The 22,492-nt window shown below is 64.6% G+C and carries 23 protein-coding genes; 6 read left to right on the top strand and 17 right to left on the bottom strand.

The genetic code is table 11. The features are described from left to right. Nucleotides 1-4 precede the first annotated feature (4 nt). On the top strand, nt 5-382 hold the full coding sequence (locus ACF8R4_RS18170) for a response regulator (protein WP_060499282.1): 378 nt from the start codon (nt 5-7) through the stop codon (nt 380-382). Nucleotides 383-491: 109 nt separating this feature from the next. On the opposite strand, the gene ACF8R4_RS18165 is transcribed toward ACF8R4_RS18170, so the two are convergent. The 3 genes from ACF8R4_RS18165 to ACF8R4_RS18155 are packed head-to-tail and all read right to left on the bottom strand — an operon-like array spanning nt 492 to nt 3,132. Continuing rightward, nucleotides 492-1,073 carry a TetR/AcrR family transcriptional regulator gene (locus ACF8R4_RS18165; protein WP_104835068.1) on the bottom strand — a complete coding sequence of 194 codons (582 nt, stop codon included), beginning with the start codon at nt 1,071-1,073 and terminating at the stop codon, nt 492-494. 12 nt (nt 1,074-1,085) lie between these two features. Further along, on the bottom strand, nt 1,086-1,934 hold the full coding sequence (locus ACF8R4_RS18160; protein ID WP_060499280.1) for a 3-hydroxybutyryl-CoA dehydrogenase: 849 nt from the start codon (nt 1,932-1,934) through the stop codon (nt 1,086-1,088). A gap of 13 nt (nt 1,935-1,947) precedes the next feature. Further along, nucleotides 1,948-3,132 (bottom strand): acetyl-CoA C-acyltransferase family protein, encoded by a 1,185-nt coding sequence (locus ACF8R4_RS18155; protein WP_060499279.1) that lies wholly within the window; start codon nt 3,130-3,132, stop codon nt 1,948-1,950. 168 nt (nt 3,133-3,300) lie between these two features. Here ACF8R4_RS18155 and ACF8R4_RS18150 point away from each other — a divergent pair, with 168 nt between their 5' ends. Next, entirely contained in the window at nt 3,301-4,311 is a 1,011-nt protein-coding gene (locus tag ACF8R4_RS18150) for an AraC family transcriptional regulator ligand-binding domain-containing protein (RefSeq protein ID WP_392493076.1), read from the top strand. 43 nt (nt 4,312-4,354) lie between these two features. Here ACF8R4_RS18150 and ACF8R4_RS18145 read toward each other — a convergent pair whose 3' ends face one another. Beyond that, nucleotides 4,355-4,792, bottom strand: coding sequence for a carboxymuconolactone decarboxylase family protein (locus ACF8R4_RS18145; RefSeq protein WP_060499277.1), 438 nt, complete (start codon nt 4,790-4,792; stop codon nt 4,355-4,357). A 202-nt stretch (nt 4,793-4,994) separates the two neighbouring features. Here ACF8R4_RS18145 and ACF8R4_RS18140 point away from each other — a divergent pair, with 202 nt between their 5' ends. Continuing rightward, a complete protein-coding gene (locus ACF8R4_RS18140) occupies nt 4,995-6,191 on the top strand; it encodes a cyanate transporter (protein ID WP_164524415.1) in 1,197 nt (398 codons plus the stop codon). Here ACF8R4_RS18140 and ACF8R4_RS18135 read toward each other — a convergent pair. The 7 genes from ACF8R4_RS18135 to glcD form a co-directional block, all read right to left on the bottom strand. Beyond that, nucleotides 6,184-7,617, bottom strand: coding sequence for a PLP-dependent aminotransferase family protein (locus tag ACF8R4_RS18135; RefSeq protein WP_392493074.1), 1,434 nt, complete (start codon nt 7,615-7,617; stop codon nt 6,184-6,186). The genes ACF8R4_RS18140 and ACF8R4_RS18135 overlap by 8 nt on opposite strands. Before the next feature lie 81 nt (nt 7,618-7,698). Next, complete coding sequence (locus tag ACF8R4_RS18130) at nt 7,699-8,037, bottom strand: hypothetical protein (RefSeq protein ID WP_060499274.1); 339 nt, start codon at nt 8,035-8,037, stop codon at nt 7,699-7,701. Nucleotides 8,038-8,237: 200 nt separating this feature from the next. Continuing rightward, nucleotides 8,238-10,409 (bottom strand): malate synthase G, encoded by a 2,172-nt coding sequence (locus tag ACF8R4_RS18125; RefSeq protein ID WP_392493072.1) that lies wholly within the window; start codon nt 10,407-10,409, stop codon nt 8,238-8,240. Nucleotides 10,410-10,473: 64 nt separating this feature from the next. Continuing rightward, nucleotides 10,474-10,872, bottom strand: coding sequence for a heme-binding protein (locus ACF8R4_RS18120; protein WP_060499272.1), 399 nt, complete (start codon nt 10,870-10,872; stop codon nt 10,474-10,476). After that, the gene (glcF, locus tag ACF8R4_RS18115) at nt 10,865-12,100 is read right to left on the bottom strand and encodes a glycolate oxidase subunit GlcF (protein ID WP_392493070.1); all 1,236 of its coding nucleotides are present in this window, start codon (nt 12,098-12,100) and stop codon (nt 10,865-10,867) included. Before glcF ends, ACF8R4_RS18120 begins: the two co-directional genes overlap by 8 nt. Nucleotides 12,101-12,109: 9 nt before the next feature. Beyond that, the gene (gene glcE, locus ACF8R4_RS18110; protein ID WP_392493068.1) at nt 12,110-13,162 is read right to left on the bottom strand and encodes a glycolate oxidase subunit GlcE; all 1,053 of its coding nucleotides are present in this window, start codon (nt 13,160-13,162) and stop codon (nt 12,110-12,112) included. After that, nucleotides 13,162-14,661 carry a glycolate oxidase subunit GlcD gene (glcD, locus tag ACF8R4_RS18105; protein WP_104835064.1) on the bottom strand — a complete coding sequence of 500 codons (1,500 nt, stop codon included), beginning with the start codon at nt 14,659-14,661 and terminating at the stop codon, nt 13,162-13,164. Before glcD ends, glcE begins: the two co-directional genes overlap by 1 nt. A gap of 194 nt (nt 14,662-14,855) precedes the next feature. Between glcD and glcC the strand changes: the two genes are divergently transcribed. Then, on the top strand, nt 14,856-15,620 hold the full coding sequence (gene glcC / locus ACF8R4_RS18100; RefSeq protein WP_392493066.1) for a transcriptional regulator GlcC: 765 nt from the start codon (nt 14,856-14,858) through the stop codon (nt 15,618-15,620). Nucleotides 15,621-15,680: 60 nt separating this feature from the next. Here the strand turns inward: glcC and ACF8R4_RS18095 are convergent, their stop codons facing one another. The 3 genes from ACF8R4_RS18095 to ACF8R4_RS18085 form a co-directional block, all read right to left on the bottom strand. Further along, a complete protein-coding gene (locus ACF8R4_RS18095) occupies nt 15,681-15,998 on the bottom strand; it encodes a DUF2388 domain-containing protein (protein WP_016487609.1) in 318 nt (105 codons plus the stop codon). 240 nt (nt 15,999-16,238) lie between these two features. Further along, on the bottom strand, nt 16,239-17,207 hold the full coding sequence (locus ACF8R4_RS18090) for an NAD(P)-dependent oxidoreductase (RefSeq protein WP_060499266.1): 969 nt from the start codon (nt 17,205-17,207) through the stop codon (nt 16,239-16,241). Nucleotide 17,208: 1 nt separating this feature from the next. Continuing rightward, on the bottom strand, nt 17,209-18,609 hold the full coding sequence (locus ACF8R4_RS18085) for an FAD-binding oxidoreductase (RefSeq protein ID WP_156866787.1): 1,401 nt from the start codon (nt 18,607-18,609) through the stop codon (nt 17,209-17,211). A gap of 227 nt (nt 18,610-18,836) precedes the next feature. Between ACF8R4_RS18085 and ACF8R4_RS18080 the strand changes: the two genes are divergently transcribed. After that, complete coding sequence (locus ACF8R4_RS18080; protein ID WP_232333214.1) at nt 18,837-19,871, top strand: GlxA family transcriptional regulator; 1,035 nt, start codon at nt 18,837-18,839, stop codon at nt 19,869-19,871. Nucleotides 19,872-19,917: 46 nt separating this feature from the next. Here ACF8R4_RS18080 and ACF8R4_RS18075 read toward each other — a convergent pair whose 3' ends face one another. From ACF8R4_RS18075 to ACF8R4_RS18065, 3 genes are read right to left on the bottom strand one after another with little or no spacing between them, the layout of a single operon-like run. Next, on the bottom strand, nt 19,918-20,256 hold the full coding sequence (locus tag ACF8R4_RS18075; protein WP_060499263.1) for a RidA family protein: 339 nt from the start codon (nt 20,254-20,256) through the stop codon (nt 19,918-19,920). Between the two features lie 11 nt (nt 20,257-20,267). Next, complete coding sequence (locus ACF8R4_RS18070) at nt 20,268-20,618, bottom strand: cupin domain-containing protein (protein WP_392493064.1); 351 nt, start codon at nt 20,616-20,618, stop codon at nt 20,268-20,270. Nucleotides 20,619-20,630: 12 nt separating this feature from the next. Then, a complete protein-coding gene (locus ACF8R4_RS18065; protein ID WP_156866786.1) occupies nt 20,631-22,007 on the bottom strand; it encodes an MFS transporter in 1,377 nt (458 codons plus the stop codon). 158 nt (nt 22,008-22,165) lie between these two features. On the opposite strand from ACF8R4_RS18065, the gene ACF8R4_RS18060 reads away from it, so the two are divergent. Next, nucleotides 22,166-22,453: a hypothetical protein gene (locus tag ACF8R4_RS18060; protein WP_060499260.1), complete on the top strand. Its 288-nt coding sequence runs from the start codon at nt 22,166-22,168 to the stop codon at nt 22,451-22,453. Nucleotides 22,454-22,492 lie beyond the last annotated feature (39 nt).

The following is a 22,492-nucleotide window of genomic DNA, read 5'->3' as shown; positions in this document are numbered from 1 at the left end:
TAACATGAGTGAAGATGCACAAGATGTAGTGCTGATCGTCGAGGATGAACCGGCGATTCGCATGATTCTGCGGGATTACCTGGCGGGCGAGGGGTATCACGTGCTGGTGGCCGAAGATGGCGAGCAGGCGTTTGCCATCCTGGCCAGCAAGCCGCACCTGGACCTGATGGTGACGGATTTCCGCCTGCCTGGTGGTATCTCCGGGGTGGAGATTGCCGAGCCTGCGGTGAAGTTGCGGCCGGACCTGAAGGTGATCTTCATCAGTGGCTACCCGGCGGAGATTCTCGAATCGGGCAGCCCGATCACTCGCAAGGCACCGATCTTGGCCAAGCCGTTTGACCTGGATACCTTGCACGAGCAGATCCAGGCACTCCTGCGATAACTGAGTTGGCTTTTTCGCGGGCAAGCCCGCTCCCACAGGTACGCCACAGATTTCAAGCACAGTGGAGGTCCTGTGGGAGTGGGCTTGCCCGCGAAGAGGCCGGCACAGGCTACCGCAAGGTTCGCTCAATACCCCCTACCAACATACTCTCCATCAACCCCAGCCCCTGCTCCTCAGGCAGCGCCTTCAACATCCCCGGCAACTGGTTAAGCAGCGTCGCCACCACATGCGCCGTCGCCACCAGGGCTTCCCCTTGCAGCTTCGCCTGCGGTGCAATCAGCCTCAGCAGCCCCGCTTCATAACGCGAACGCAACAACGCCAAACGCGCCCGCTGTTCGTCACTCAGGCAGCACAAATCCCGCTCGGCCAGCCGAAACTGCATGGGCCGCTCGGCATGCAACTGCCAGTGCGCCGCAATCAGGCAGCTCAACGCCGAGGCCCCACGCGCCATGGCCCGGCGGCCCTGGTCCAGGGTGGCCTGCAGTTCCTCGTACAACTCCTCGATCAGGTCGTACAGCAAGTCCTGCTTGCTCGGGAAGTGATGGTACAGCGAGCCTGCGGTCAGCCCCACATGGGCCGCCAGCTCGCGCATGCTGACCTGGCCAAAGCCCTTTTCGGCAAACAGCGCCATGGCCCGGTCACGTCGCTCTTCAAAATTGGCACAGCGCATTGCGGCATTGACCGGGGGCATGGCGCAGGGCCCTCAATAGGTGAAGAAGCCGCGACCGCTCTTGCGCCCCAGCCAACCGGCCGCGACCATTTCCTTGAGCAGCGGGGCAGGGCGGTATTTGCTGTCGTTGAAGCCCTCATGGAAGGCCTCCATGATCGCCAGCAGCGTGTCCAGGCCAATCAGATCGGCCAGGGCCAGTGGGCCGATGGGCTGGTTGCAGCCCAGGCGCATGCCGGTGTCGATGTCCTCGGCACTGGCCAGACCCTCCTGGCGCACGAAGATCGCTTCGTTGATCATCGGCACCAGGATGCGGTTGACCACGAAGCCCGGGCGGTTGCCGGCGGTGATCGGTGTCTTGCCGACCTTTTCGGTCACCACCAGCGCCTGGGCATAGGTGCTGTCGCTGGTCTGCAGGCCGCGAATGATCTCCACCAGCGCCATCATCGGCACCGGGTTGAAGAAATGCACACCAATGAAACGCTCGGGGTGATCGATGCTGGCAGCCAGCTGGGTGACCGACAGCGACGAGGTGTTGGTGGCAATCAGGCAGTCGGCAGCGACGTTGGCCGCCACCTGCTGCAGGATGCGTTGCTTGAGCTGCAGGTTCTCGGTCGCGGCCTCGATCACCAGCTGTGCACCGTTGAGCTGGCTATAGTCGGTGCTGGTGCGAATGCGGGCTTTGGCGGCTGCGGCGTTGTCCGCATCCAGGGTGCCTTTGTTGACCTGGCGCTCGAGGTTTTTGCTCAAGGTGGCCACACCACGCTCCAGTGCTGCGTCGGACACGTCCACCAGCAGCACCTGGTAGCCGGCCACTGCGCACACCTGGGCAATGCCGTTGCCCATGGTGCCGGCGCCGATCACGGCGATTTGTTCAATGCTCATGTGTCAGCCTCCCTCAGACGCGTTCGAAGACCACGGCAATGCCTTGGCCGCCACCGATGCACATGGTGGCCAGCGCGTAGCGGCCCTGGATGCGCTGCAGTTCATGGATGGCTTTGGTGGCGATGATCGCGCCCGTGGCGCCCACCGGGTGGCCCAGGGAAATGCCCGAACCGTTGGGGTTGACCTTTTCCGGGTCGAAGCCCAGCTCGCGGGCCACGGCGCAGGCCTGGGCGGCGAACGCTTCGTTGGACTCGATCACGTCCAGGTCCTGCACCTTCAGGCCGGTCTTTTCCAGCACCTTGCGGGTGGCCGGGATCGGGCCCAGGCCCATCAGCTCAGGTTCGACACCGGCGTGGGCGTAACCCACCAAGCGGGCCAGCGGCTTCAGGCCCAGGCGGCGTACGGCGTCGCCCGTCGCCAGCACCAGGCTGGCGGCGCCGTCGTTGATGCCGCTGGCGTTGCCGGCGGTGACGGTGCCGTCTTTCTTGAACACCGGCTTCATGCCGGCCAGTTGTTCAGCGGTCACTTCGCCACGCACATGCTCGTCGACACTGAACTGCACGCTGCCTTTACGGGTTTTCAGCTCCAGCGGCACGATCTGGCTGTCGAAGCGGCCTTCGGCAATGGCGCGGGCGGCGCGGCGCTGGCTGGTCAGGGCCAGTTCGTCCTGCATTTCGCGGGTGATGCCGTGTTTGGCCGAGACGTTTTCGGCGGTGATGCCCATGTGGAAGTGCTGGAACGGGTCCTGCAGCACGCCGACGGTGTAGTCGATGCCTTGCAGGTCACCCATGCGCGCGCCCCAGCGTGCCTGTGGCAGCAGGTATGGGCCACGGCTCATGGATTCGGCACCGGCTGCAACGGCCACGTCGGTGTCCCCCAGCAACAGCCCCTGGGCTGCCGAAACGATGGCCTGCAGGCCCGAGCCGCACAGGCGGTTGACGTTGAACGCCGGGGTTTCCTTGGGGATGCCGGCGTTCATTGCTGCCACACGGGCCAGGTAGGCGTCACGCGGCTCAGTGGGGATTACCGTGCCCATCACCAGATGGCCAACGTGATCGGCGGCCAGGCCCGAACGCTCGATGGCAGCACGGGTAATGGTGCTGGCCAGGTCGGCCAGCGGCAGGTCCTTCAGGGAGCCGCCAAAGCCACCAATGGCTGAACGGACGGCACTGACGACGTAGATTTCTGCGTTGCTCATAGGGGCTCCGATTGCGAAGGCATGGCGGGACCGGGCCAGGCTCTGCGAGAATGGCCGGCGGTCCCGGAGTGGGATCGAGTCTAGGCAAAGGCTCTGTTGCAGCCTATGCCGGAACTGTTCAAACAACCTGGCACTTTTTGCCACTCAGCATAGACAGCGAAAACCGCCATGCGCGATAGCGATTCGGTCGCCGTGTACTTTCTCAACGCCATGCTCCATGCCCTGCGCGACAACCCCGCCGAGCGTGATGCACAGCTGCGTGCCGTGGGCATCGACCCACAGCTGCTGGAACAGCCCCAGGCCCGCGTGCCGGCCAGGGCCTTCGCCCAGCTTTGGCTGGCGATGATTCAACGGCTGGACGACGAGTTTTTCTGCCTCGACAGCCATGGCATGCCGTTGGGCAGCTTCGCCCTGATCTGCCGGGGCTTGATACTTGAACCGAACCTGGAAAAGGCCTTGCGCCAATGCATGGGCGGCTTCGGCCTGTTTCTGCGCGACCTGCGTGGCAGCCTGACGGTCCGTGGCGGGCGGGCGCTGATCAGCGTGCAGTCGAACATCACCGACCCGCTGACCCGGGTGTATGCCGAGGAAACCTATTTGGTGCTGATGATCGGCATGCTGTGCTGGCTGGCCGGGCGGCGCATTGCCATCGACCGTACCGAGCTGGCGGTGTCGCGCCCGGCCCAGGAGGACGACCTGCTGCTGTGGGGGCCAGACTTGCGCCTGGGCAGCGGCCGTACCGAGGTGGAATTCGACAGTGCCTACCTGCGGTTGCCGGTGGTACAGGACCTGCCAGCCTTGAAAACCTTTCTGCGCACTGCGCCACAGGGGCTGGTGATTCGCTTTCGTAACCAGAACGGGCTGGTGGCCGAGGTGTACCGGCGTTTGCGCGCACTGCGTTATGGCCAGTGGCCGACATTGGCGGCGCTGGCGCAGCAGCAGGGGGTCAGCGCCAGTACCTTCCGCAGGCAGTTGGACCGGGAGGGGCGTTCGTATCAGCAGATCAAAGACGAAGTACGCCGGGCGATGGCCTTCGAGCGCTTGCGCGAAGGGGTGTTGAGCATCGCCGAAATCGCCGAGCAGGCGGGGTTCCAGGAGCCCAGTGCGTTCCACCGTGCGTTCAAGAAGTGGACCGGGCAGAGCCCCGGGAGCTATCGGGCGCGGTTGACTGGGCGTTGATGTGTCACCTGTGGTGGCCTCTTCGCGGGCTACCGGTTAATGATCAGGACGGCACCATGGCAAACCCGACACCAAACCGGTTCCAGGCATTGATGGTGGCAATCGCCAAGGTCAGGTTGGCCACCTCGGCCGGTTCGAAATGTGCCTGCAAGGCTTCATATTCCCCCTGCGGCGCCCCATGCTCAGGCAAGCGGGTCAGGCTCTCGACCCAGGCCAGTGCCGCACGTTCACGCGGGGTGAAGTAGGTGGTCTCACGCCATACGCTCAACGTCTGCAAGCGCGCCTCAGTCTCGCCGGCCTTGCGTGCATCGTTGGCATGCAGGTTCACGCAGTAGGCGCAGCCGTTGATCTGCGATGCCCGCAGGCGCACCAGCTCCAGCAGGGAACTCTCCAGGCCGCTCTTGGCCAGGGCCTGTTCCAGGCCGACCATGGCTTTGTAGGCTTCGGGGGCGTGCTTGGCCCATTCGATACGGTTATGCATGGCTGTCTCCAAAGGATATGGGGTGGGAATGGCACTACTGTAGCGCCGCCCTTTGGCCACCCCCGATAGCCAATCCCGCGCATATGCAGGAGGCCAATCGACCATTCAGGTGGCCACTGACAGGCATCCAATCTCTTCATTTCTGCCAGGCTGACCGAGCCGGGATAATGGCCGGGTCTTGCTACAAGAGAACCGATTCACAATGAGAGCTGCGTTGAACCTGTTGCTGGTGAGTCTGCTGGCGCTGAACTTGCGGCCGATCCTGACCAGTATCGGCCCGTTACTCGAACCTATGCGTGCCAGCACTGGCCTGGGCTACCAGCAGGCCGCCTTGCTGACGGCGTTGCCGGTGCTGTGCATGGGGCTGGTACCGTTGCTGCAACCCTGGCTGCGGCGCTGGATCAGCGAGCATGGCGGCATGCTCGGTGGCCTGGCTGCGATCGCCCTGGCCTGCCTGTGGCGCCTGCAACTGGACAGCGCCTGGGCGTTGATTGCCAGTGCGGTGGTCGCGGGCCTGGGCGTGGCGGTGGTGCAAGGCATGATGCCAGGGTTGGTCAATCGATGGTTCCCTGGGCGGCTGGCCGGGGCGATGGGCCTGTATTCGGCGGCACTGATGACGGGCGGCGGCCTGGCGGCCGTGCTTGGGCCACATATCAGTGGCCACTTCGGCCACTGGCAGGCCGGCCTGGGCCTGTGGGCAGCCCCGGCAGTGCTGGCGGTGCTGGCCTGGGTCGTGCTGCGCCCACGTCTGGAAGCACCGAAGCTGGCGGGCGCTGCGGGTGGACACTGGTTCGGCACCCGCCGGGCGTGGTTGCTGGCCTTGTACTTCGGCCTGATCAATGGCGGTTACACCAGCATGGTGGCCTGGTTGCCGGCCTACCATATCGAGCACGGCGGCAGTGCCCAGGGTGGCGCCGACCTGGTCGGCCTGATGACCATTTTCCAGGTGGCTGGCGCGCTCGGCCTGCCACTGCTGCTGCGGCGCTGGGCAGATCGGCGTCCAGGCCTCTGGCTGGCGCTGGCGATTCAGCTGGCGGGTTTCCTCGGCCTGCTACTGGCCCCCACGGTGGCTGCAGGACTGTGGGTCGCCATGATCGGCTTTGGCCTGGGCGCCTGCTTCAGCCAGAGCCTGACGCTGACCCTGGAACACCTCAAGACGCCTGCCGAAGCCGGCAGCCTGGCGGCATTCGTACAGGGGATCGGCTTTATCATCACCGGTATCGTGCCGTACATCACCGGCTGGTTGCGTGACGTGAGTGGCGACTTCCAGGCATCGTGGATGCTGCTGACCGTGACCGTGATGGCGATGCTGCTGGTAACCGCCTGTTTCAACCCGCGTGGCTATGCTGCGGCCATCGCGCGCCCGCCCGCGGCGGGCAGGGCCGCGCCGGTCAGCTGAGGCGTTGCAGGGTATCGCGCACCCGGTCCAGTGCCGGGTCGATGTCCAGCAGCTCGATAGCGCCAAAGCCCAGCAAAAGCCCCGGGCGTACCGGTGTTTCGATGAAGAACGGCGCCAGCGAATACAGGCCCACCTCCACCTTGCGCGCCAGGTTGGCCAGCAACTCGACATCGACCCCAGGCTTGGCCAGCGCGCTGAGGTGGAAGCCCGCGCTGGCAGGGATGGCGCTGAACCACGGTGACAGGTCGCCGCCCAGGCGCGCCAGGATACGTTCGCGGCGGGCGCTGTAAACCTCATGGCAGCGGCGGATGTGCTTGTTCAGGTGGCCTTCGCCCAAAAAGCGCGCCAGCGCCCACTGCAGCAAGGTCGGGCTGTGCCAGTCACTGAGGTGCTTGGCCACGCAGGCCGCCTGCAGCACGGCAGGCGGCAACACGGCATAGCCCAGCCGCAGCTCGGGCAGCAACGTCTTGGAAAAGGTCCCCACATAGGCCACCAGGCCATGGCGGTCGAGGCGCTGCAATGCGTCCGCTGCCGGCCCGTGGTAACGGAACTCGCAATCGTAGTCGTCTTCGATGATCAGCGCGCCCAGCTCAGCCGCCCGGGCCAGCAGGGCGTGCCGACGTGGCTCGCTCATGGGCATGCCCAGCGGGAACTGGTGTGACGGCGTTACATAGATCAACCGGGTGCCATCGGCGATGTGCTCGACGCGCAGGCCTTCATCATCCACCGGAACGGACTGCACGCGCGCACCAAGGGCCAGGAACAGTTGCCGGGCGGGTGGGTAGCCGGGGTCTTCCATGGCCACTTGGCAACCGGGTTCCACCAATACCCGGGCGATCATGTCCAGCGCTTGCTGGGCGCCGTTGCACACCAGCAGGTCGGCTGCGCTGCAGTGCACGCCGCGGGCGTAGGCGATGTGGTGGGCAATGGCCTCGCGCAGCTCCGGCAGGCCCTGGGCCGGAAACTGCCGCTCGGGGTGGCGCTGGCTGCGGCGCAGGGCGTAGTTCAGGCAGCTGCGCCACTGGTCGAAGGGGAACTGTGCCTTGCTTGAAGCACCACCGATAAAGTCATAGCGGGAGGGCGCTTGCAGCTGGCGTTGGCCGAGCACGGTGGCGTGCTGCTGCCAGCGCTCGAGGGACGCGGCGCCGGCCAGGGGGATGGTGGTGGATTCATGGCTACGCAGCGGTTGGCGCGGCGTGATGAAAGTGCCACGGCCGACCACACCGCTGAGCAGGTTGTCGTAGGTAAGCCGCGAATAGGCCTCGGCCACCGTCTTGCGCGACACGCCCAGTTGCTCGGCCAGCAGGCGGGTGGGTGGCAACTGGGTGCCGGCGGTCAGGTGGCCACTGTCGATACCGGCGCGCAGTTGCTGATAGAGCTGGTCGGCCAAGCCTTTGCGGCCCTCCAGGCGAATGTGCAGTTCCATGGGGCGGTCCGGAGCGGGGGAGTGCTCAGGATAGCGGATTGGCCAGGGAAGGGCATGGGGCTGCAAAGCAGCCCCATAATCTCAGAGCCGGGCTGTACTCACCGTGATATAGCCCTTGTCGGCCACTGCGATGCGTATCACCGTTTCATCCGCTGGCGCCTTGCGGTTGCGCTTGATGCGCACGCCATCGACTGCGGCCGCTTTCAGGTGTTCCGCAATGGCCCGCCCGTTCGGGTCGAAGAACACTTCGCTGGCCAGCAACTCGATACGCTCGATCAGTTGCCGGGAGTGTTCGTCGGTGGCGCAGAAGAACATCACCCCCGACAGGTGCGGATCCTCTTCGGGGTTGCGGATGTCATGGGCCAGCATTTCGCACAAGCTGCTGCGCAGTTCGGCAATGGAGCGGGCGTAAAGGTGCATACGGAGCCTCCTCTGGATCGCGACCTTGCGTTTTCCAGTGCCGATCTTGTTTTTTGCGTGCAGAGGCAGCAAGTAGGACGCTTCCGGAAAGGTTGTGGGAAATTTCTGAAGACGCCGGAATGCCACCCCTGACTGGCCGGTGGCAGATGTTTGCTGCCGGCGCGACACAAGGCCGCGCCAGCAACACCGCGCAGCTTGGGCTAGCGTTGAACCTGCTGCTTGAACCTCAACCGCCAGCCATGCAGCAACGGCTCGGTATAGCCACTGGGCTGCTCGCGCCCCTTGAACACCAGCGCTCGGGCGGCGCGAAACGCATGCGATGCCTCGAAGTTGGCCGCCATTGGCCGGTACGCCGGGTCCCCGGCATTCTGTTGGTCTACCACCTTGGCCATGCGTTGCAGCGTGGCCTCGACCTGCTCGGCACCCACCACGCCATGGTGCAGCCAGTTGGCGATGTGCTGCGCTGAAATGCGCAGGGTGGCGCGGTCCTCCATCAGGCCCACATCGTGGATGTCCGGTACCTTGGAGCAGCCGACCCCTTGTTCGACCCAGCGCACCACGTAACCGAGGATGCCTTGGCAGTTGTTGTCCAGTTCAGCCTGGATATCGTCGGCACTCCAGGGCCGCTTGGGGCTGACCGGTACGCTGAGAAGGTCGTTCAGCAATGCGTCGCGCTGGGCGTTCCGGTTGGCTGCTTCCAGCGCCTGCTGTACCCCTGCCACGTCTACCTGGTGGTAATGCAGCGCGTGCAGCGTTGCGGCCGTCGGCGAGGGCACCCAGGCGGTGTTGGCACCGGCCTCGGGCTGGGCAATCTTCTGTTCGAGCATGGCCGCCATCAGGTCGGGCATGGCCCACATGCCCTTACCGATCTGCGCCTTGCCGCGCAAGCCGCAGGCCAGCCCCACCCGCACGTTGCTGCGCTCGTAGGCCTGGATCCAGGCACTGCTTTTCATGTCGCCCTTGCGCAACATGGCACCGGCTTCCATGGCGCTGTGCATCTCGTCCCCGGTGCGGTCGAGGAAGCCGGTGTTGATGAACACCACCCGTGATGCCGCACTGGCGATGCAGGCTTTGAGGTTGACGCTGGTGCGCCGCTCTTCGTCCATGATGCCCATCTTCAGGGTATTCGCGGGCAGGCCCAACAGGGCCTCGACGCGACCGAACAGCTGGTTGGCAAAGGCCACTTCGGCCGGCCCGTGCATTTTCGGCTTGACGATGTACAGGCTGCCTTCGCGCGAGTTGCCTCGGCGCTTGAGGTCGTGCAGGCCAATCAGGCTGGTGACCACGGCATCGAGGATGCCTTCCGGAATTTCCCGGCCATCGCGGTCGTGGATCGCCGGGTTGGTCATCAGGTGGCCGACATTGCGGATGAACAGCAGCGAACGGCCCGGCAAGGTCAGCGGCTGGCCGTTTGCCCCGTGATACTGGCGGTCGGCGGCCAAGGTGCGGCTGAAGGTTTTGCCGTCCTTGCTGACCTGTTCGCTGAGATCGCCTTTCATCAGGCCCAGCCAGTTGCGATAGACATTGACCTTGTCGTCGGCATCGACGGCTGCCACTGAATCTTCGCAGTCGATGATGGTGGTCAGTGCGGCTTCCAGCAGGATGTCCTTGACCCCGGCCAGGTCCTGCTGGCCGATGACGTTGGCCGGGTCGATCCGGATTTCGAAATGCAGTTGGTGGTGCTGCAGCAGGATCGCCGTTGGCGTGTTCGGCTCGCCTTGGTAGCCACGCATTTGTGCGGGGTTTTGCAAGCCAACCTGGCGGCCATCGGCCAAGGTGACCTGCAGTGCGCCCTGGTTGATCGCGTAGGCCTTGGCGTCGCTGTGTGAGGCGCCGGCAAGCGGGGCTGAGGTATCGAGGAATTGCCGGCCATAGGCAATCACCTTGGCGCCGCGCACCGGGTTGTAGCCTTGGCCGCGCTCGGCACCCGCGGTTTCGGCGATGGCATCGGTGCCATAGAGGGCATCGTACAGTGAGCCCCAGCGGGCGTTGGCGGCGTTGAGGGCGTAGCGGGCATTGCTCAGTGGCACGACCAGTTGCGGGCCGGCTTGTACGGCGATCTCGCGGTCGACGTTGTGGGTGCTGATTTGCACGTTTTCGGGGGCATCCACGAGGTAGCCGATGCCTTGCAGGAAGTGCCGGTAGGCGGCCATGTCGCGGATCGGGCCGGGGTGCTGGCGGTGCCAGTTGTCCAGTTCGGCCTGCAGGCGCTCGCGTTCGGCAAGCAGGGCACGGTTTTGCGGGGCCAGGTCGTGGACCAGGGTGCTGAAGCCTTGCCAGAAGGAGGCGGCTTCGATGCCGGTGCCGGGGAGGACTTCGTTTTCGATGAAGCGCTGGAGGATGGGGGCGATCTGGAGTTGATGGTTTGGCATTGTCTGTCCGCTCGGTGTTCAGTCTGCTCGATATGTGTTGCCCGCGAAGAGGCAGGTACAGGGCTCAGAGGGCCGCCGCCCCGACCTTGGCGACCTGGGCATCCTGCTCGGACTTGACCCCGGACACCCCAATCGCACCCACCACCTGGCCCTCCACCCGCAACGGCACGCCACCTTCCAGGCTGGTGAGCAGCGGTGCAGTGACAAATGCAGTACGGCCACTATTGACCATCTCTTCGTAATCCCGTGTTTCCTTGCGCCCCAGCGCAGAGGTCCGGGCCTTTTCCACGGCGATGTAAGCACTGGCTGGCGCACAGCCGTCCATGCGCTCCAGGGCCAGCGGGTGACCTCCGTCGTCAACCACGGCGATGGTCACGTTCCAGTGCTGGACCAAGGCTTCCTGGCGGGCGGCGGCCAATACGCGGGCGACTTCGGCCTGGCCGATCACGAACTTGCTATGCATGGGGGTTCTCCGGGTTCAAGGCTGCTTCGACAATTTCTATCCAGTGGCGTACCGGCGTACGCCCGGCCCCGTCGAGGTGGGCCTGACAGCCGATGTTGGCGGTGGCGATGACGTGCGGTTTGCCGCTTTCCAGTGCGTTGAGGCGGTTGTCACGCAGTTGCAGCGACAATTCGGGCTGGGTCAGCGAATAGGTACCCGCCGAGCCGCAGCATAAATGGCCGTCTGGCACAGTGGTGAGGGTAAAGCCCAGGCGCGTCAGCAGTGCTTCTACCGCGCCGCCCAGCTTGAGGGCATGTTGCAAGGTACAAGGGCAATGGAAGGCCAGGCGCTGTTCGGCGCACAGGCCCAGTTGCTCGACCGGTTCATCGCGCAGTACTTCTACCAGATCGCGGGACAGGGCGCTGACCCGCGCGGCCTTGGCGGCGTAACGGGGGTCGTTTTCCAGCAGGTGGCCGTAATCACGCACGAATGCGCCGCAGCCGCTGGCGGTTTGCACAATGGCCTCGGCCCCCGCTTCGATGGCGGGCCACCACGTGTCGATATTGCGCCGCGCACGCTGCAAGCCTTGCTCTTGGGCATTGAGGTGGTAGTCCACCGCGCCACAGCAGCCGGCCTGGTGGATCGGCTGCACGCTGATGCCCAGGCGGTCCAGCAGGCGCGCGGCGGCGGCGTTGGTGTTGGGCGACAAGGCCGGCTGCACGCAGCCTTCGAGCATCAACACCCGCCGTGCATGGCGTGGTGCCGGGCGCTGGCCGGGTGCGACTACCCGTGCCGGCAGTTTGCGTTTGAGTGTGGCCGGCAGCAGCGGGCGCAGGGCCTGGCCGCCACGGGTCAGGGCCTTGAACAGCGCCGGGCGTGGCACCACGGCTCGTAGGCCCTGGCGCAGCAGGCGCTGACCGAGCGGGCGCGGCACCTGTTGTTCGACCACGGCGCGGCCGATGTCCAGCAGGTCGTGGTACTTCACCCCTGAGGGGCAAGTGGTTTCGCAGTTGCGGCATGTCAGGCAACGGTCCAGGTGCAGTTGCGTGCTGGCCGTGATCGGCTCGCCTTCGAGCAGTTGCTTGATCAGGTAGATGCGCCCGCGCGGGCCGTCCAGTTCATCGCCCAGCAACTGGTAGGTCGGGCAGGTGGCGGTGCAGAAACCGCAGTGTACGCAGGACCGCAGGATGCTTTCAGCCTCGTCGGCGCGGGCCAGGCGTCGGGATGCTTCACTCAGGTTGGTTTGCATGGTCTGGCCTCACAGGTTCGGGTACAGGCGGCCAGGGTTGAACACGCCCTGGGGGTCGAGCTGTTGCTTCAGCGTCTGGTGGTAGCGCATCAGTGCCGTGGGCAGCGGCGGGCTGCTGTCTGCGCTGGCGGCGTAGCAGGTGGCGTGGCCGCCAACGTTGGCGACCAGGTCGCGAATGGCCTGGGCCGGTGCGCTGGACGTGAGCCAGCGCTGCGCTCCACCCCAGTCGATCAATTGCTGGCCGGGCAGGTCCAGCTCGCCAGTGGCGTTGGGCAGTGACAGGCGCCACAGCGGTGCAGGGCTGTCGAAGAATGCCAGGCGCTGCTCGCGCAGGTCGCTCCAGAACCGGCTGTCGAGGGTTGCGCCGCCCAGTCGCTGGCGTGCCGACTGTACCGAACCTTCACCGCCTTCCAGGCGCAGGTACAGTGCTTCGCCGTCATGGCAAGCCGCGCTGATCGGCAGCGGCTGCTGGCCCCATTCGGCCAACTCGGCCAGCGCCTCATGCCTGCCCATTGGCAGGCGCAGGCTCAGGCATTGGCGCGGCCGGGGCAGTACTTTCAACGAAACCTCGGTCAGCAACCCCAGGCAACCGAAGCTGCCCGCCATCAGCCGTGATACATCGTAACCGGCCACGTTCTTCATCACTTCGCCACCAAAGCGCAGCAACTTGCCGTGGCCGGTGATCACCCGCGTGCCGAGCACGTAGTCACGTACCGACCCGGCCCATGGCCGCCGGGGGCCAGACAAGCCGGCAGCGACCATGCCGCCCAAGGTGGCGTCCGGGCCCAGGTGTGGCGGTTCACAGGGAAGCATCTGGCCGGCTTCGTGCAGCGCCGCTTCGATCTCGCGCAGCGGTGTGCCGGCGCGGGCGGTGAGCACCAGTTCGGTCGGGTCGTAGCTGACGATGCCACGGTGGCTGCGGGTGTCGAGTACTTCGCCAGCGACAAGGTTACCCAGCATGGCTTTGCTGTTACTGCCCTGGATACGCAGCGGTGTGCCTTGGTTCAGCGCCTGGCCGACCTGCTCCAGCAGGGCCTGGCTGTTGTCGCGGTCCATGCTCATCAGAAGCGCTCCAGCTCGGGGAAGGGCAGTTGCCCATGGTGCACATGCATGGCGCCGAACTCGGCGCAGCGGTGCAGGGTGGGGATGTTCTTGCCGGGGTTGAGCAGGCCCTGCGGGTCGAAGGCGGCCTTCACCGCGTGGAACAGGGTGATTTCGTCGCTGTTGAACTGCGCGCACATCTGGTTGATTTTTTCGCGGCCTACGCCGTGCTCGCCCGTGATGCTGCCGCCTACCGCCACGCACAGTTCGAGGATCTTGCCGCCGATGGCTTCGGCGCGCTCCAGCTCACCTGGCAGGTTGGCATCGAACAGGATCAGCGGGTGCATGTTGCCGTCGCCGGCATGGAACACGTTGGCCACGCGCAGGCCGTATTCCGCGGACAGGTCACTGATGCCCTTGAGTACCCGTGGCAGTTCGCGACGCGGGATGGTGCCGTCCATGCAGTAGTAATCCGGCGAGATGCGCCCCACCGCCGGGAAGGCGTTCTTGCGCCCGGCCCAGAAACGCACGCGCTCGGCTTCGTCGCGGGCCAGCCGTACCTCGCGGGCCCCGGCTTGCGCCAGCACGGCGGCCACCCGTTCACAATCGTCATGCACATCTGCCTCGACCCCATCCAGCTCGCACAGCAGGATGGCCGCTGCGTCCACCGGGTAGCCGGCATGAATGAAGTCTTCGGCGGCGCGGATGGCCAGGTTGTCCATCATCTCCAGGCCGCCGGGAATGATACCGGCAGCGATGATTTCGGCGACTGCCCGGCCGGCGTCCTCGACACTGTCGAAACTGGCCAGCAGCACCCGCGCCACCTGGGGCTTGGGGAGCAGCTTGACGGTAACTTCCGTGACGATGCCGAGCATGCCTTCGGAGCCCGTGAACAGTGCCAGCAGGTCGAAGCCCGGGCTGTCCAGGGCATCGCTGCCGAGGGTCAGGCGTTCTCCTTCCACCGTGAGGATTTCCACCTTGAGCAGGTTGTGCACGGTCAGGCCGTATTTCAGGCAGTGCACGCCACCGGCGTTTTCCGCGACGTTGCCACCGATGGAACAGGCAATTTGCGAGGACGGGTCTGGTGCGTAGTACATACCGTGGGGTGCCGCCGCTTGGGAGATGGCCAGGTTGCGCACGCCGGGTTGCACACGGGCGTAACGGCCCTGTGGATTGACCTCCAGAATGCGGTTGAAACGCGCCATTACCAGCAGGATCCCCTTGGCCAGCGGCAGAGCGCCACCCGACAGGCCGGTGCCGGCACCACGGGCCACCACGGGTACACCGCGCTGATGGCAGAGCCTGAGCAAGGCCTGCACCTGCTCCAGGCGCTCGGGCAGCACCACCAGCAGCGGTACCGTGCGGTAGGCCGAGAGGCCGTCGCATTCGTAGGGTTTGAGGTCTTCTTCGCGGTACAGGATATCGATGTCTGGCAGGGCCTTGCGCAGCGCATGCAACAGGTCCGCCTGGTCTACGGTGGGCAGCGCGCCATCGACGCGTTCGTCGTACAGGATATTCATCGGCTCACTCGGCAACGTTTTTGTTGTTGTTGGCAAAGCGGTCACCGTTGCAGCCTGCGCGTGCCAGCGGCCCGGGTCGAGTACGTCGTTCACTGGTCCTACCAGTTTTTCTGTAAAGGGCTGGTTATTGACGGCTTTGACTGGCTAGATTGGAACCATCGGTCGAAGTGGTCCTACCAGTGGGAGAGGGCGTGATGGGTGCTGAAGGCAAAGCCAAGGTCGCTGACCAGGTGGCCGAGCGGGTGGAACGGCTGATCGTTGACGGCGTACTCAAGGTGGGCCAGGCCTTGCCTTCGGAGCGGCGGTTGGTGGAGAAACTGGGTTGTTCACGCTCGGCACTGCGCGAAGGGCTACGCATTTTGCGGGGGCGCGGCATCATCGATACCGAACAGGGGCGGGGTTCGTTCGTCGCCGACCTGACAGGGCAATCGGGTGCCACACCGTTGATGCATTTGTTTGGCTCGCAGCCCCGTACGCTGTTCGACTTGCTGGAAGTGCGGGCGTTGCTGGAGGCCGAATCGGCGCGGCTGGCGGCGTTACGCGCCACTGAGGTTGACCGCTTGCTGATTCGCCGGCGCTACGAAGAAATGCTGGCCGCGCACGAGGTACCCGACGCGATCGATGCCCGTGAACATGCCCGTCGCGACCACTCGTTCCACCGGGCGATCAGTGAGGCGTCACACAACCCGGTGCTGGTGCATACCTTGCAATCGCTCAGCGACCTGACCTTGAGCACGGTGTTTGCCTCGGTCAACAACCTGTATTGCAGGCCGGCGCAAAAGCGCCAGATCGACCGCCAGCATGCACGGTTGTATCAGGCGGTGATGGAGCAGTTGCCGGAGCAGGCGCAGCGGGCGGCGCGCGAGCATATCAACGGAATACGCGACAGTTTGCGGGAGATCGAGCAGGAAGAACAACGGTTGGTCAGGGCGACCATGCGTATGGATGGGTGGGGATGATCTAATCCTGTGCCGGCCTCTTCGCGGGCTTGCCCGCGAAAGGGCCGGTGCAGGCTTATCTCAATGGTCAGCTATACGGTCATCCTGCGACAGAATGGCCCGGGCCAGTTCTTCATCATTGGCTTGCAACCCAGGGTGGTCCTTGCGGGCCTGTTCCAGCGCCGACTCCACATAGGCGCCACGGATCGCCCCACCGCTTGCGACGAAGGCAGAAAGTTCATCGCGTGCCGGGATGATCCGTTTATCGTCCTTGAAGGTCGAGTAAAGCGAAGCGGAAACACCGGCCGAGGTGGCGACGTCGCCCGCATCGACGCGGGCCAGGGCAGCACCGGCAGGCAGCAGGAGCAGCAGCGCAGGAGCGAGGAGTAGGTGGCGCATGTCGTGTTCTCCAGTAGCGTGAAGCCCAAGGGAATAAACCACTCAGTGTTTAAGAAAGCACGGAGGAGCTGGTAGTTCCCTCGGGGCTTCACGAAATGGAGCGATCAAGCCAAAGGGTAGGTTGTTTTGACCCGGGTAAGGAGACGTTCTGCTCCAGTTGGCGCTGTCGATCAGCGGCGAATGGATGGGTGTGTCACCGACGCAAGGTGCCATCGACGTAGCTGCTTTTGGTGACAGGGGTCATGCGCTGCGAATCCTTTGTTCAGAAACTTGGTGGGCGACGAAATGGCTGATGTTGTCCACGGCGCTGTCCATCAACTGCTGCATGGCGTCTTCGCTGCTCCAGGCGATGTGTGGGTTAAGCAGAAAGTCATCGCGGTCGATCAGCTGGAACAGTGGGTTGCTGGGGTGCAAAGGCTCCACTTCCACCACGTCCAGCGCCACGCCGCCCAGGCGGCCTTGTTGCAGTGCCTGGATCAACGCGGCTTCGTTGACCACGCCGCCACGGCCGGTGTTGACCACCATGGCGTCAGGCTTCATCAACGCCAGTTGCGCGGCATCGATCAGGTTGTGGGTTTCTGGCGTGAGTGGGCAGTTGATCGACAGCACGTCGCAGCTTTTCAGCAGCTCGGCCAAGGGGCGGCAGTCCGGGCCTTGGCGTTTGCCGCCTCGGTCCTCGAACCACACGCGCATGCCGAACGCTCGCGCCAGGTGCGCCAGGCGCAGGGCGATCGGGCCGCTGCCGATGATCGCCAGCTGCTTGTCGCGCACGTCGCGGATACGGTGGTTGAAGTAGATGTTCTGGAACGGCTTTTCGCCGGCATGCACCTGGCGCATCAGGCGGGTGAAGGCGGCCGGGCGGCGGAACAGCTCCAGGATCATGGCCAGGCTGTGCTCGGCCACGGTGTTGGCGGCATAGCCCGGTACGCTGGATACTTCGATGCCATGGGCTTCGCAGTAGTCGACATCGACGATGTCGCGGCCGGTCAGGGCCAGCGAAATCATCTTCAGCTTGGGCAACTGGCGCAGGTGCTCTTCGCGCAGCGGCACGCTGAACGTCAGCGCCACCGTCGCGTTTTTCAGGTGCTCCAGTATCTGCTCTGGGTGGGTGTAGGCGAACTGCTGCCAGCTGTGCTCGCAGTCAGGGCGCTTCAGGCGGGTGGAAGGCGCCAGGCCTTCGTCGTCGAGGAGGACGATGTGTTCGCTCACGTTATTGTCCTTGTTTTTTCTGCGCGGGCACGTAGCCGGCAGGCGCCATGCCCACCAGCTGGCGGGTGATGAAGCCGGCATCCTGGTCGTGGTCCTCCAGCGATTCCTTGCGCACCAGTGCATCGCGTACCAGGTGTGCGCCAAAGAAGCGCAACGGCTCTGGCGGCAGCAGCTTCATCTTCTGGTTGACCAGGCCGCAATTGGCCCACTCGTCGTTGGCATGGGTGGCCAGCGACTTGATAATGCGGCTGGCGAACACCGTGGTGGCCACGCCGTTGCCGGAAAAACCGATGCCGTAGCTGACGGTCTGGTGTTGGTCGAGGTAGCCGAAGTTGGGCAGGCCTTTCATGGCCCGGTCGATCGGCCCGGTCCAGCTGCTGACCACCGGTACATCCTGCAGCTGTGGGTACAGGCGGCGCAGTTCGGCGGCGACCTTGTCGGCGGCCGGCGAGGGTTTCTCATACAGGTTGCCGATACGCCCGGCAAAGGCGAACTGGCCCAGCGGCTTGCCGAACACCACGCGCCCGTCCGGGGTGTTGCGCCAGTAGTTGAGCACGGTGCGCGAGTCGGTCATGCACTCGCCGCCACTGAAGCCGATAGCGTCGAGCCTGGCCTTGACGGGTGCGGTGGCGACCATGTCGCTGGACATGATCGCGATCATCCGCCGCAGCTCGGGGAACTGCGCGCCCCAGGCATTGAGCGCCAGCACCACGTGGTTGGCTTTTACATGGCCCTTGGCGGTGTGCACCACCGGGCGCTTGCCGCGCACCAGGTGGGTGAAGGGCGATTTCTCGAAAATGTGCACGCCCAGCTTCAGCGCCACCCGGCGCAGGCCGCGGGCCAGCATGGCGGGCTGCACGGTGGCGGCGTTGGGGTCGAAGATGCCGCCCAGTACCAAGGGTGAGCCAACACGGCCACGAATGGTCTGGCGGTCCAGCGCCTGGAACGGGTTGACGTCGAGCTTCTGCAGGCCGTCGGTGAGCACGCGCCAAGCGTTCATCTGGCGCTGGTTGGTGGCCGTCCACAGCCAACCGTCCTTGCGGTACTGGGCGTCGATGCCGTGCTGCTGGCAGAAGCTGCCGATCTCGTCAATGGCTGACTCGGCCGCCTCGCAGATACGCCGTGCCTCGATATCGCCGCAGATGGTGCGTACTGACAGGTACTTGCCCCACCAGTTGGTGGCCACGCCACCGTTGCGCCCGCTGGCGCCCGAGCCGCAGCGGTCGCGCTCGACGATGACGATGGTTTTTTCCGGGTGCGCCTGCTTCAGGCGGATGGCCGACCACAGGCCAAGGAAGCCACCGCCGACGATGCACACGTCAGCATCAATCGAGTCCTGCAGGGCAGGGGCCAGGTCGCTGTCCAGGTCAAGTGCCTGGGCATACCAGAATCCACGGTACATGAGGGGTGCCTCTGAGCATGTTTGTCTTGTGCCTACATGATGCTCAGCCGGGCAGGGGGGCTGATATTACAGCCATGACAATTGATAGAACGGCGCCGCCTTTTGTCATGGACTTCCTATTTGTGGGGATGCATATGATATGACGGACGCAGGGCGCGCTTTAGAATGGCGCCATTGCAGATGTCATGAGGCCCGTGTCGATGTTTGCCGAACAACAAGAACAACCGTTGCAAGCCTCCGTTGACAGCGTGCAGGTCAAGCCCGAATTGCGGGTGGGCTTCGTGCTGATGAACCACTTCACCCTGGTGCCGGTGGCGGGGCTGGTGGACTCGCTGCGTTTTGCGGCGGACAAGTCGTTCCGTAGCCAGCAGGTGTATTGCCAGTGGGACTGGATGACCCTGGACGACCAGCCGATCACCGCCAGTTGCGGCATGCCCATTTCGCCGACCAAGCCCCTGAACCTGTTCGCCCAGTACGACTACATCGTGCTTGCAGGCGGCTTGCTGGACGAAACCCGCAATCCGCCGGCCTGGCTGTTGGACGCATTGCGTGAGGTGCATGCGGCGAATATCCCGATCATCGCGCTGTGCTCTGGGTCGTTCGTGCTGGGCAAGGCCGGGCTGCTCGATGGCCGGCGCTGCGCGCTGCATTTCACCTTGCGCGATGAGTTCAAGGAACGCTTTCCCTTTACCACGGCGGTGATCGACAAGAGCTATGTGGACGACCGCGGCATCATCACCTGCCCGGGCGGTACGGCCATTGATTTGGCGGCTAACCTGATTCGCCGGCATTGCGGTGCGGTGCGGGCGCAGAAGGGCCTGGAATACCTGTTGGTGGATGAGCGCGCTGATGAGCCGCAAGACAAGGCGGCCAGCGAATGTGTGTACCAGAACGACCGGGTGCAGCGGGCGATCAGCTTCATGCGTGCCAACCTGGATGCGTCTATGACCCTCAAGGCCGTGGCCGAGGCGGTGGGTACCCACCCCCGGCAGTTGCACCGCGAGTTCGTCGCCAATACCCAGGAACCGCCGGCCAACTACTGGCGCAAGTTGCGCCTGGACCATGCCCGGCGGCTTCTGGTGAACACCAGCCAGAACATCACCACAATCGCCCTGGCGTGCGGGTTTTCCGACGCTTCGCACTTTATCCTGTGGTTCCGCAAGCAGTATGGCGAGACACCTTACAGCTTCCGCAAGCGCCGGCATGAGGTGGAGCGGTTTGACTGGCATGGCGACAAGGTGGGGCTGGATCCGGAGCTCTAACAAGCCATCGCGAGACAAGGCCGCTCCCTCAGCGGCCGTGTGGCATTCAGAGCTGGCCGAAGGCCTGGATCTCGATGCGGTATTCAGGGGCTGCTAGCGCAGCCCCTACACAGGCCCGCACCGGTGGCTGTTCATCCACCCAGGCGTCATACACTTCATTCATCGCCGCAAACTCGCCCATGTCAGCCAGCCAGATCTGCATGCGGGTGAGGTTGCCCTTGCCCGCGCCGACCCGCGCCAGCCACTGCTCCAGTTGCGCCAGCACGCAGCGGGTTTGCGCAGCGATGTCGCCCGGTTGCAGGGCAACGATGCCAGAGGTTTCGATACGGCCGTCTACCAGCACCAGCTGGCTGGCGCGTTTGCCTGGGTTGATACGTTCGATCATCGACTGGGTCCTTAGAACAGCACGTAGGTCTTGCGCAGGGTTTCGCGGATGTCCCACACCCCCTCGCAGTTCTCCGGGAACAGCACCGCATCGCCAGCGCGCAGCTCCACCGGCTCGCCACCGTCGGGCGTGAAGGTGCACCAGCCGCTGACAATGTGGCTGAACTCGCGGTTTTTCAGGTAGCGGCGGAACACCCCCGGGCTGCTTTCCCATACACCGATGCTGGCGCCGACGGCCCCGTCGGTCTGGTCCTGGGCGCTGGCGGCCTGGGCGATGGGTTCACCGATCGGCAGGCGGGCCGCGGCGGGGGCGCCCAGCGGCGAGACGGGGGCATTGCGCACGACAGTCAGTACTTGGCTCACGAACAGGCTCCTTCAGGCTTTACGAACAATAGGTTTGGCGGTGGAGGCAGTGCTGGTGTGGTTACCCAGCGCGGCTGCCTGCTGCAGGTCGAGCCTGCTAGTCTCGGGGGCCAGCCACCAGGAAATCAGGGCGCCGAACAGCGAGACCAAGGCGGCAGCGAACATGGTGTTGGCAATGCCGAAGCTGGCCAGGGAAATCGGGACCAGGTACGTGCCCACGGCGGCGCCAATGCGCGATAGCGAAGTGGCAAGGCCTACGGCTGACGCACGGATTTCGGTGGGGAACAGCTCGTTGGGGTAGACGTATTCAAGCACCTGGGCGCCGCCAATCAGCACGGCATAGGCACCGAACAGCACCAGAATGGTCGTGGGCGAGGCATCCGGGAACACGCCCAGCATGACCAGCGACATGCCTGACCAGAGGAAGCTGTGGATCAGCATGTTGCGCCGCCCCAGGCGGTTGATCAGCTTGGTGGCAAGTAGGCAGCCCAGGGTGAACAGCAAGGTGATGGCGATGGAGCCGAAGGCCGCCCAGTCACCGGTCAACTGCAGTGCCTGCAACACTTTGGGGGCAAACGAGTAGATAGCGAACAGCGGCACGATGGCGCAGGTCCAGAATAGGGTGACGAAGGCCATGCGCTTGCCGTAACCGGAGTGGAACAGCGACCACACCGAAACCGGCTTGTCGGTGGCCTGCTCTGGCAGATCGGCAATCGAGTAGTCGGGGCCGTAGACTTTCTTGATTACGGCGTCGGCTTCGGCGGTGCGGCCTTTGCTCAGCAGCCAGCGGGGCGACTCCGGCGTACCACTGCGGGCGACCAGGAACAGCGCGCCCGGTATCAGGGCACTGGCCAGTACATAGCGCCAGCCGTCTTCACCGCCCACACGCAGCAGCAGTTCGCCGGCCATGTAGGCCACGGCGGCACCGGCAAACCACATCAGCACCATGGCGGCCAGCAGTGGCCCACGTTGTTTGCGTGGCAGGAACTCGGCCAGCAGCGAGGTGGCGATCGGGTAGTCGGCGCCTACTGCGATACCGATCAGCAGCCGCCAGACAAACAGTGCCCAGGCCGACTCCACCCAGAACTGCGCCACCGAAAAACCGACGATTGCAATCAGGTCGACCAGGTACAGCACCTTGCGTCCGTACTTGTCGGTGAACCAGCCACCGAGAAAACCACCCAGGAAAACCCCGATCAGGGCCGATGCGGCGATCAGTCCTTCCCAGAAGGCCGACAGCTGCAGGGCGTTGGTGATTTGCAGCATGGCGACGCCGATGATGCTCAGTACATAGCCATCGAGAAAAGGCCCGCCAGCGGAATACACCGTCAGCTTGCGGTGGAACGCGTTGAGCGGCGCATCTTCGACGGAGCGTGTGGAAACGGACATGCGACTTACCTCTTGTTGTTATTCGCTGCACTAGCGCCCGGCACTATCGCACCGGCTTGTGAGGGCGCCCTATAACGGCTCGGACGAGTCATGGAATGTGCTGACCGGGTGAGCGGAGGCCTTATGCAAGTTGTCATGGATGTTCTAGGGGCGGTGCCGTGGAGGCGCGGCTGGGCAAGCGTGGCAAGGCGCCTGAAGGCATGCTGGAACGCGGTCGGGTCGACAGTGACGACATCGCGGCAGTGGTGCGGCGCGAGCATGTGGTGCGGCTGGTGGATGTGGTGCGCAGGCGCCTGCCCTGTGGGTTGGACCCTGACCTGGGGCGGGCGCGGGTAGAGCAGCTGTCGCGGCAGGTAGCGGCGGTGCTGGGCTGGTCGGAGGCACGGCGGCAGGCGGAGCTGAAGCATTTCGAGGAGGACACGGCGCGGGTGTATCGGCAGCTGTAGCGGCAGGCGGGGCTGACGATGCGCTCGTCGGCCCTGTGG

It is taken from the genome of Pseudomonas sp. FYR_2, from assembly GCF_043106425.1.
GTDB lineage: Bacteria > Pseudomonadota > Gammaproteobacteria > Pseudomonadales > Pseudomonadaceae > Aquipseudomonas > Aquipseudomonas monteilii.
Note: the sequence above shows the minus strand (reverse complement) of the source record. Positions and strands in the feature narration are given on the sequence as shown.

Bases quoted from the DNA above. Each gene is read 5' to 3' on its own strand.
- ACF8R4_RS18170 (WP_060499282.1), top strand. From the start codon at position 5: ATGAGTGAAGATGCACAAGATGTAGTGCTGATCGTCGAGGATGAACCG.
- ACF8R4_RS18165 (WP_104835068.1), bottom strand. From the start codon at position 1,073: ATGCCCCCGGTCAATGCCGCAATGCGCTGTGCCAATTTTGAAGAGCGA.
- ACF8R4_RS18160 (WP_060499280.1), bottom strand. From the start codon at position 1,934: ATGAGCATTGAACAAATCGCCGTGATCGGCGCCGGCACCATGGGCAAC.
- ACF8R4_RS18155 (WP_060499279.1), bottom strand. From the start codon at position 3,132: ATGAGCAACGCAGAAATCTACGTCGTCAGTGCCGTCCGTTCAGCCATT.
- ACF8R4_RS18150 (WP_392493076.1), top strand. From the start codon at position 3,301: ATGCGCGATAGCGATTCGGTCGCCGTGTACTTTCTCAACGCCATGCTC.
- ACF8R4_RS18145 (WP_060499277.1), bottom strand. From the start codon at position 4,792: ATGCATAACCGTATCGAATGGGCCAAGCACGCCCCCGAAGCCTACAAA.
- ACF8R4_RS18140 (WP_164524415.1), top strand. From the start codon at position 4,995: ATGAGAGCTGCGTTGAACCTGTTGCTGGTGAGTCTGCTGGCGCTGAAC.
- ACF8R4_RS18135 (WP_392493074.1), bottom strand. From the start codon at position 7,617: ATGGAACTGCACATTCGCCTGGAGGGCCGCAAAGGCTTGGCCGACCAG.
- ACF8R4_RS18130 (WP_060499274.1), bottom strand. From the start codon at position 8,037: ATGCACCTTTACGCCCGCTCCATTGCCGAACTGCGCAGCAGCTTGTGC.
- ACF8R4_RS18125 (WP_392493072.1), bottom strand. From the start codon at position 10,409: ATGCCAAACCATCAACTCCAGATCGCCCCCATCCTCCAGCGCTTCATC.
- ACF8R4_RS18120 (WP_060499272.1), bottom strand. From the start codon at position 10,872: ATGCATAGCAAGTTCGTGATCGGCCAGGCCGAAGTCGCCCGCGTATTG.
- glcF (WP_392493070.1), bottom strand. From the start codon at position 12,100: ATGCAAACCAACCTGAGTGAAGCATCCCGACGCCTGGCCCGCGCCGAC.
- glcE (WP_392493068.1), bottom strand. From the start codon at position 13,162: ATGAGCATGGACCGCGACAACAGCCAGGCCCTGCTGGAGCAGGTCGGC.
- glcD (WP_104835064.1), bottom strand. From the start codon at position 14,661: ATGAATATCCTGTACGACGAACGCGTCGATGGCGCGCTGCCCACCGTA.
- glcC (WP_392493066.1), top strand. From the start codon at position 14,856: ATGGGTGCTGAAGGCAAAGCCAAGGTCGCTGACCAGGTGGCCGAGCGG.
- ACF8R4_RS18095 (WP_016487609.1), bottom strand. From the start codon at position 15,998: ATGCGCCACCTACTCCTCGCTCCTGCGCTGCTGCTCCTGCTGCCTGCC.
- ACF8R4_RS18085 (WP_156866787.1), bottom strand. From the start codon at position 18,609: ATGTACCGTGGATTCTGGTATGCCCAGGCACTTGACCTGGACAGCGAC.
- ACF8R4_RS18075 (WP_060499263.1), bottom strand. From the start codon at position 20,256: ATGATCGAACGTATCAACCCAGGCAAACGCGCCAGCCAGCTGGTGCTG.
- ACF8R4_RS18065 (WP_156866786.1), bottom strand. From the start codon at position 22,007: ATGTCCGTTTCCACACGCTCCGTCGAAGATGCGCCGCTCAACGCGTTC.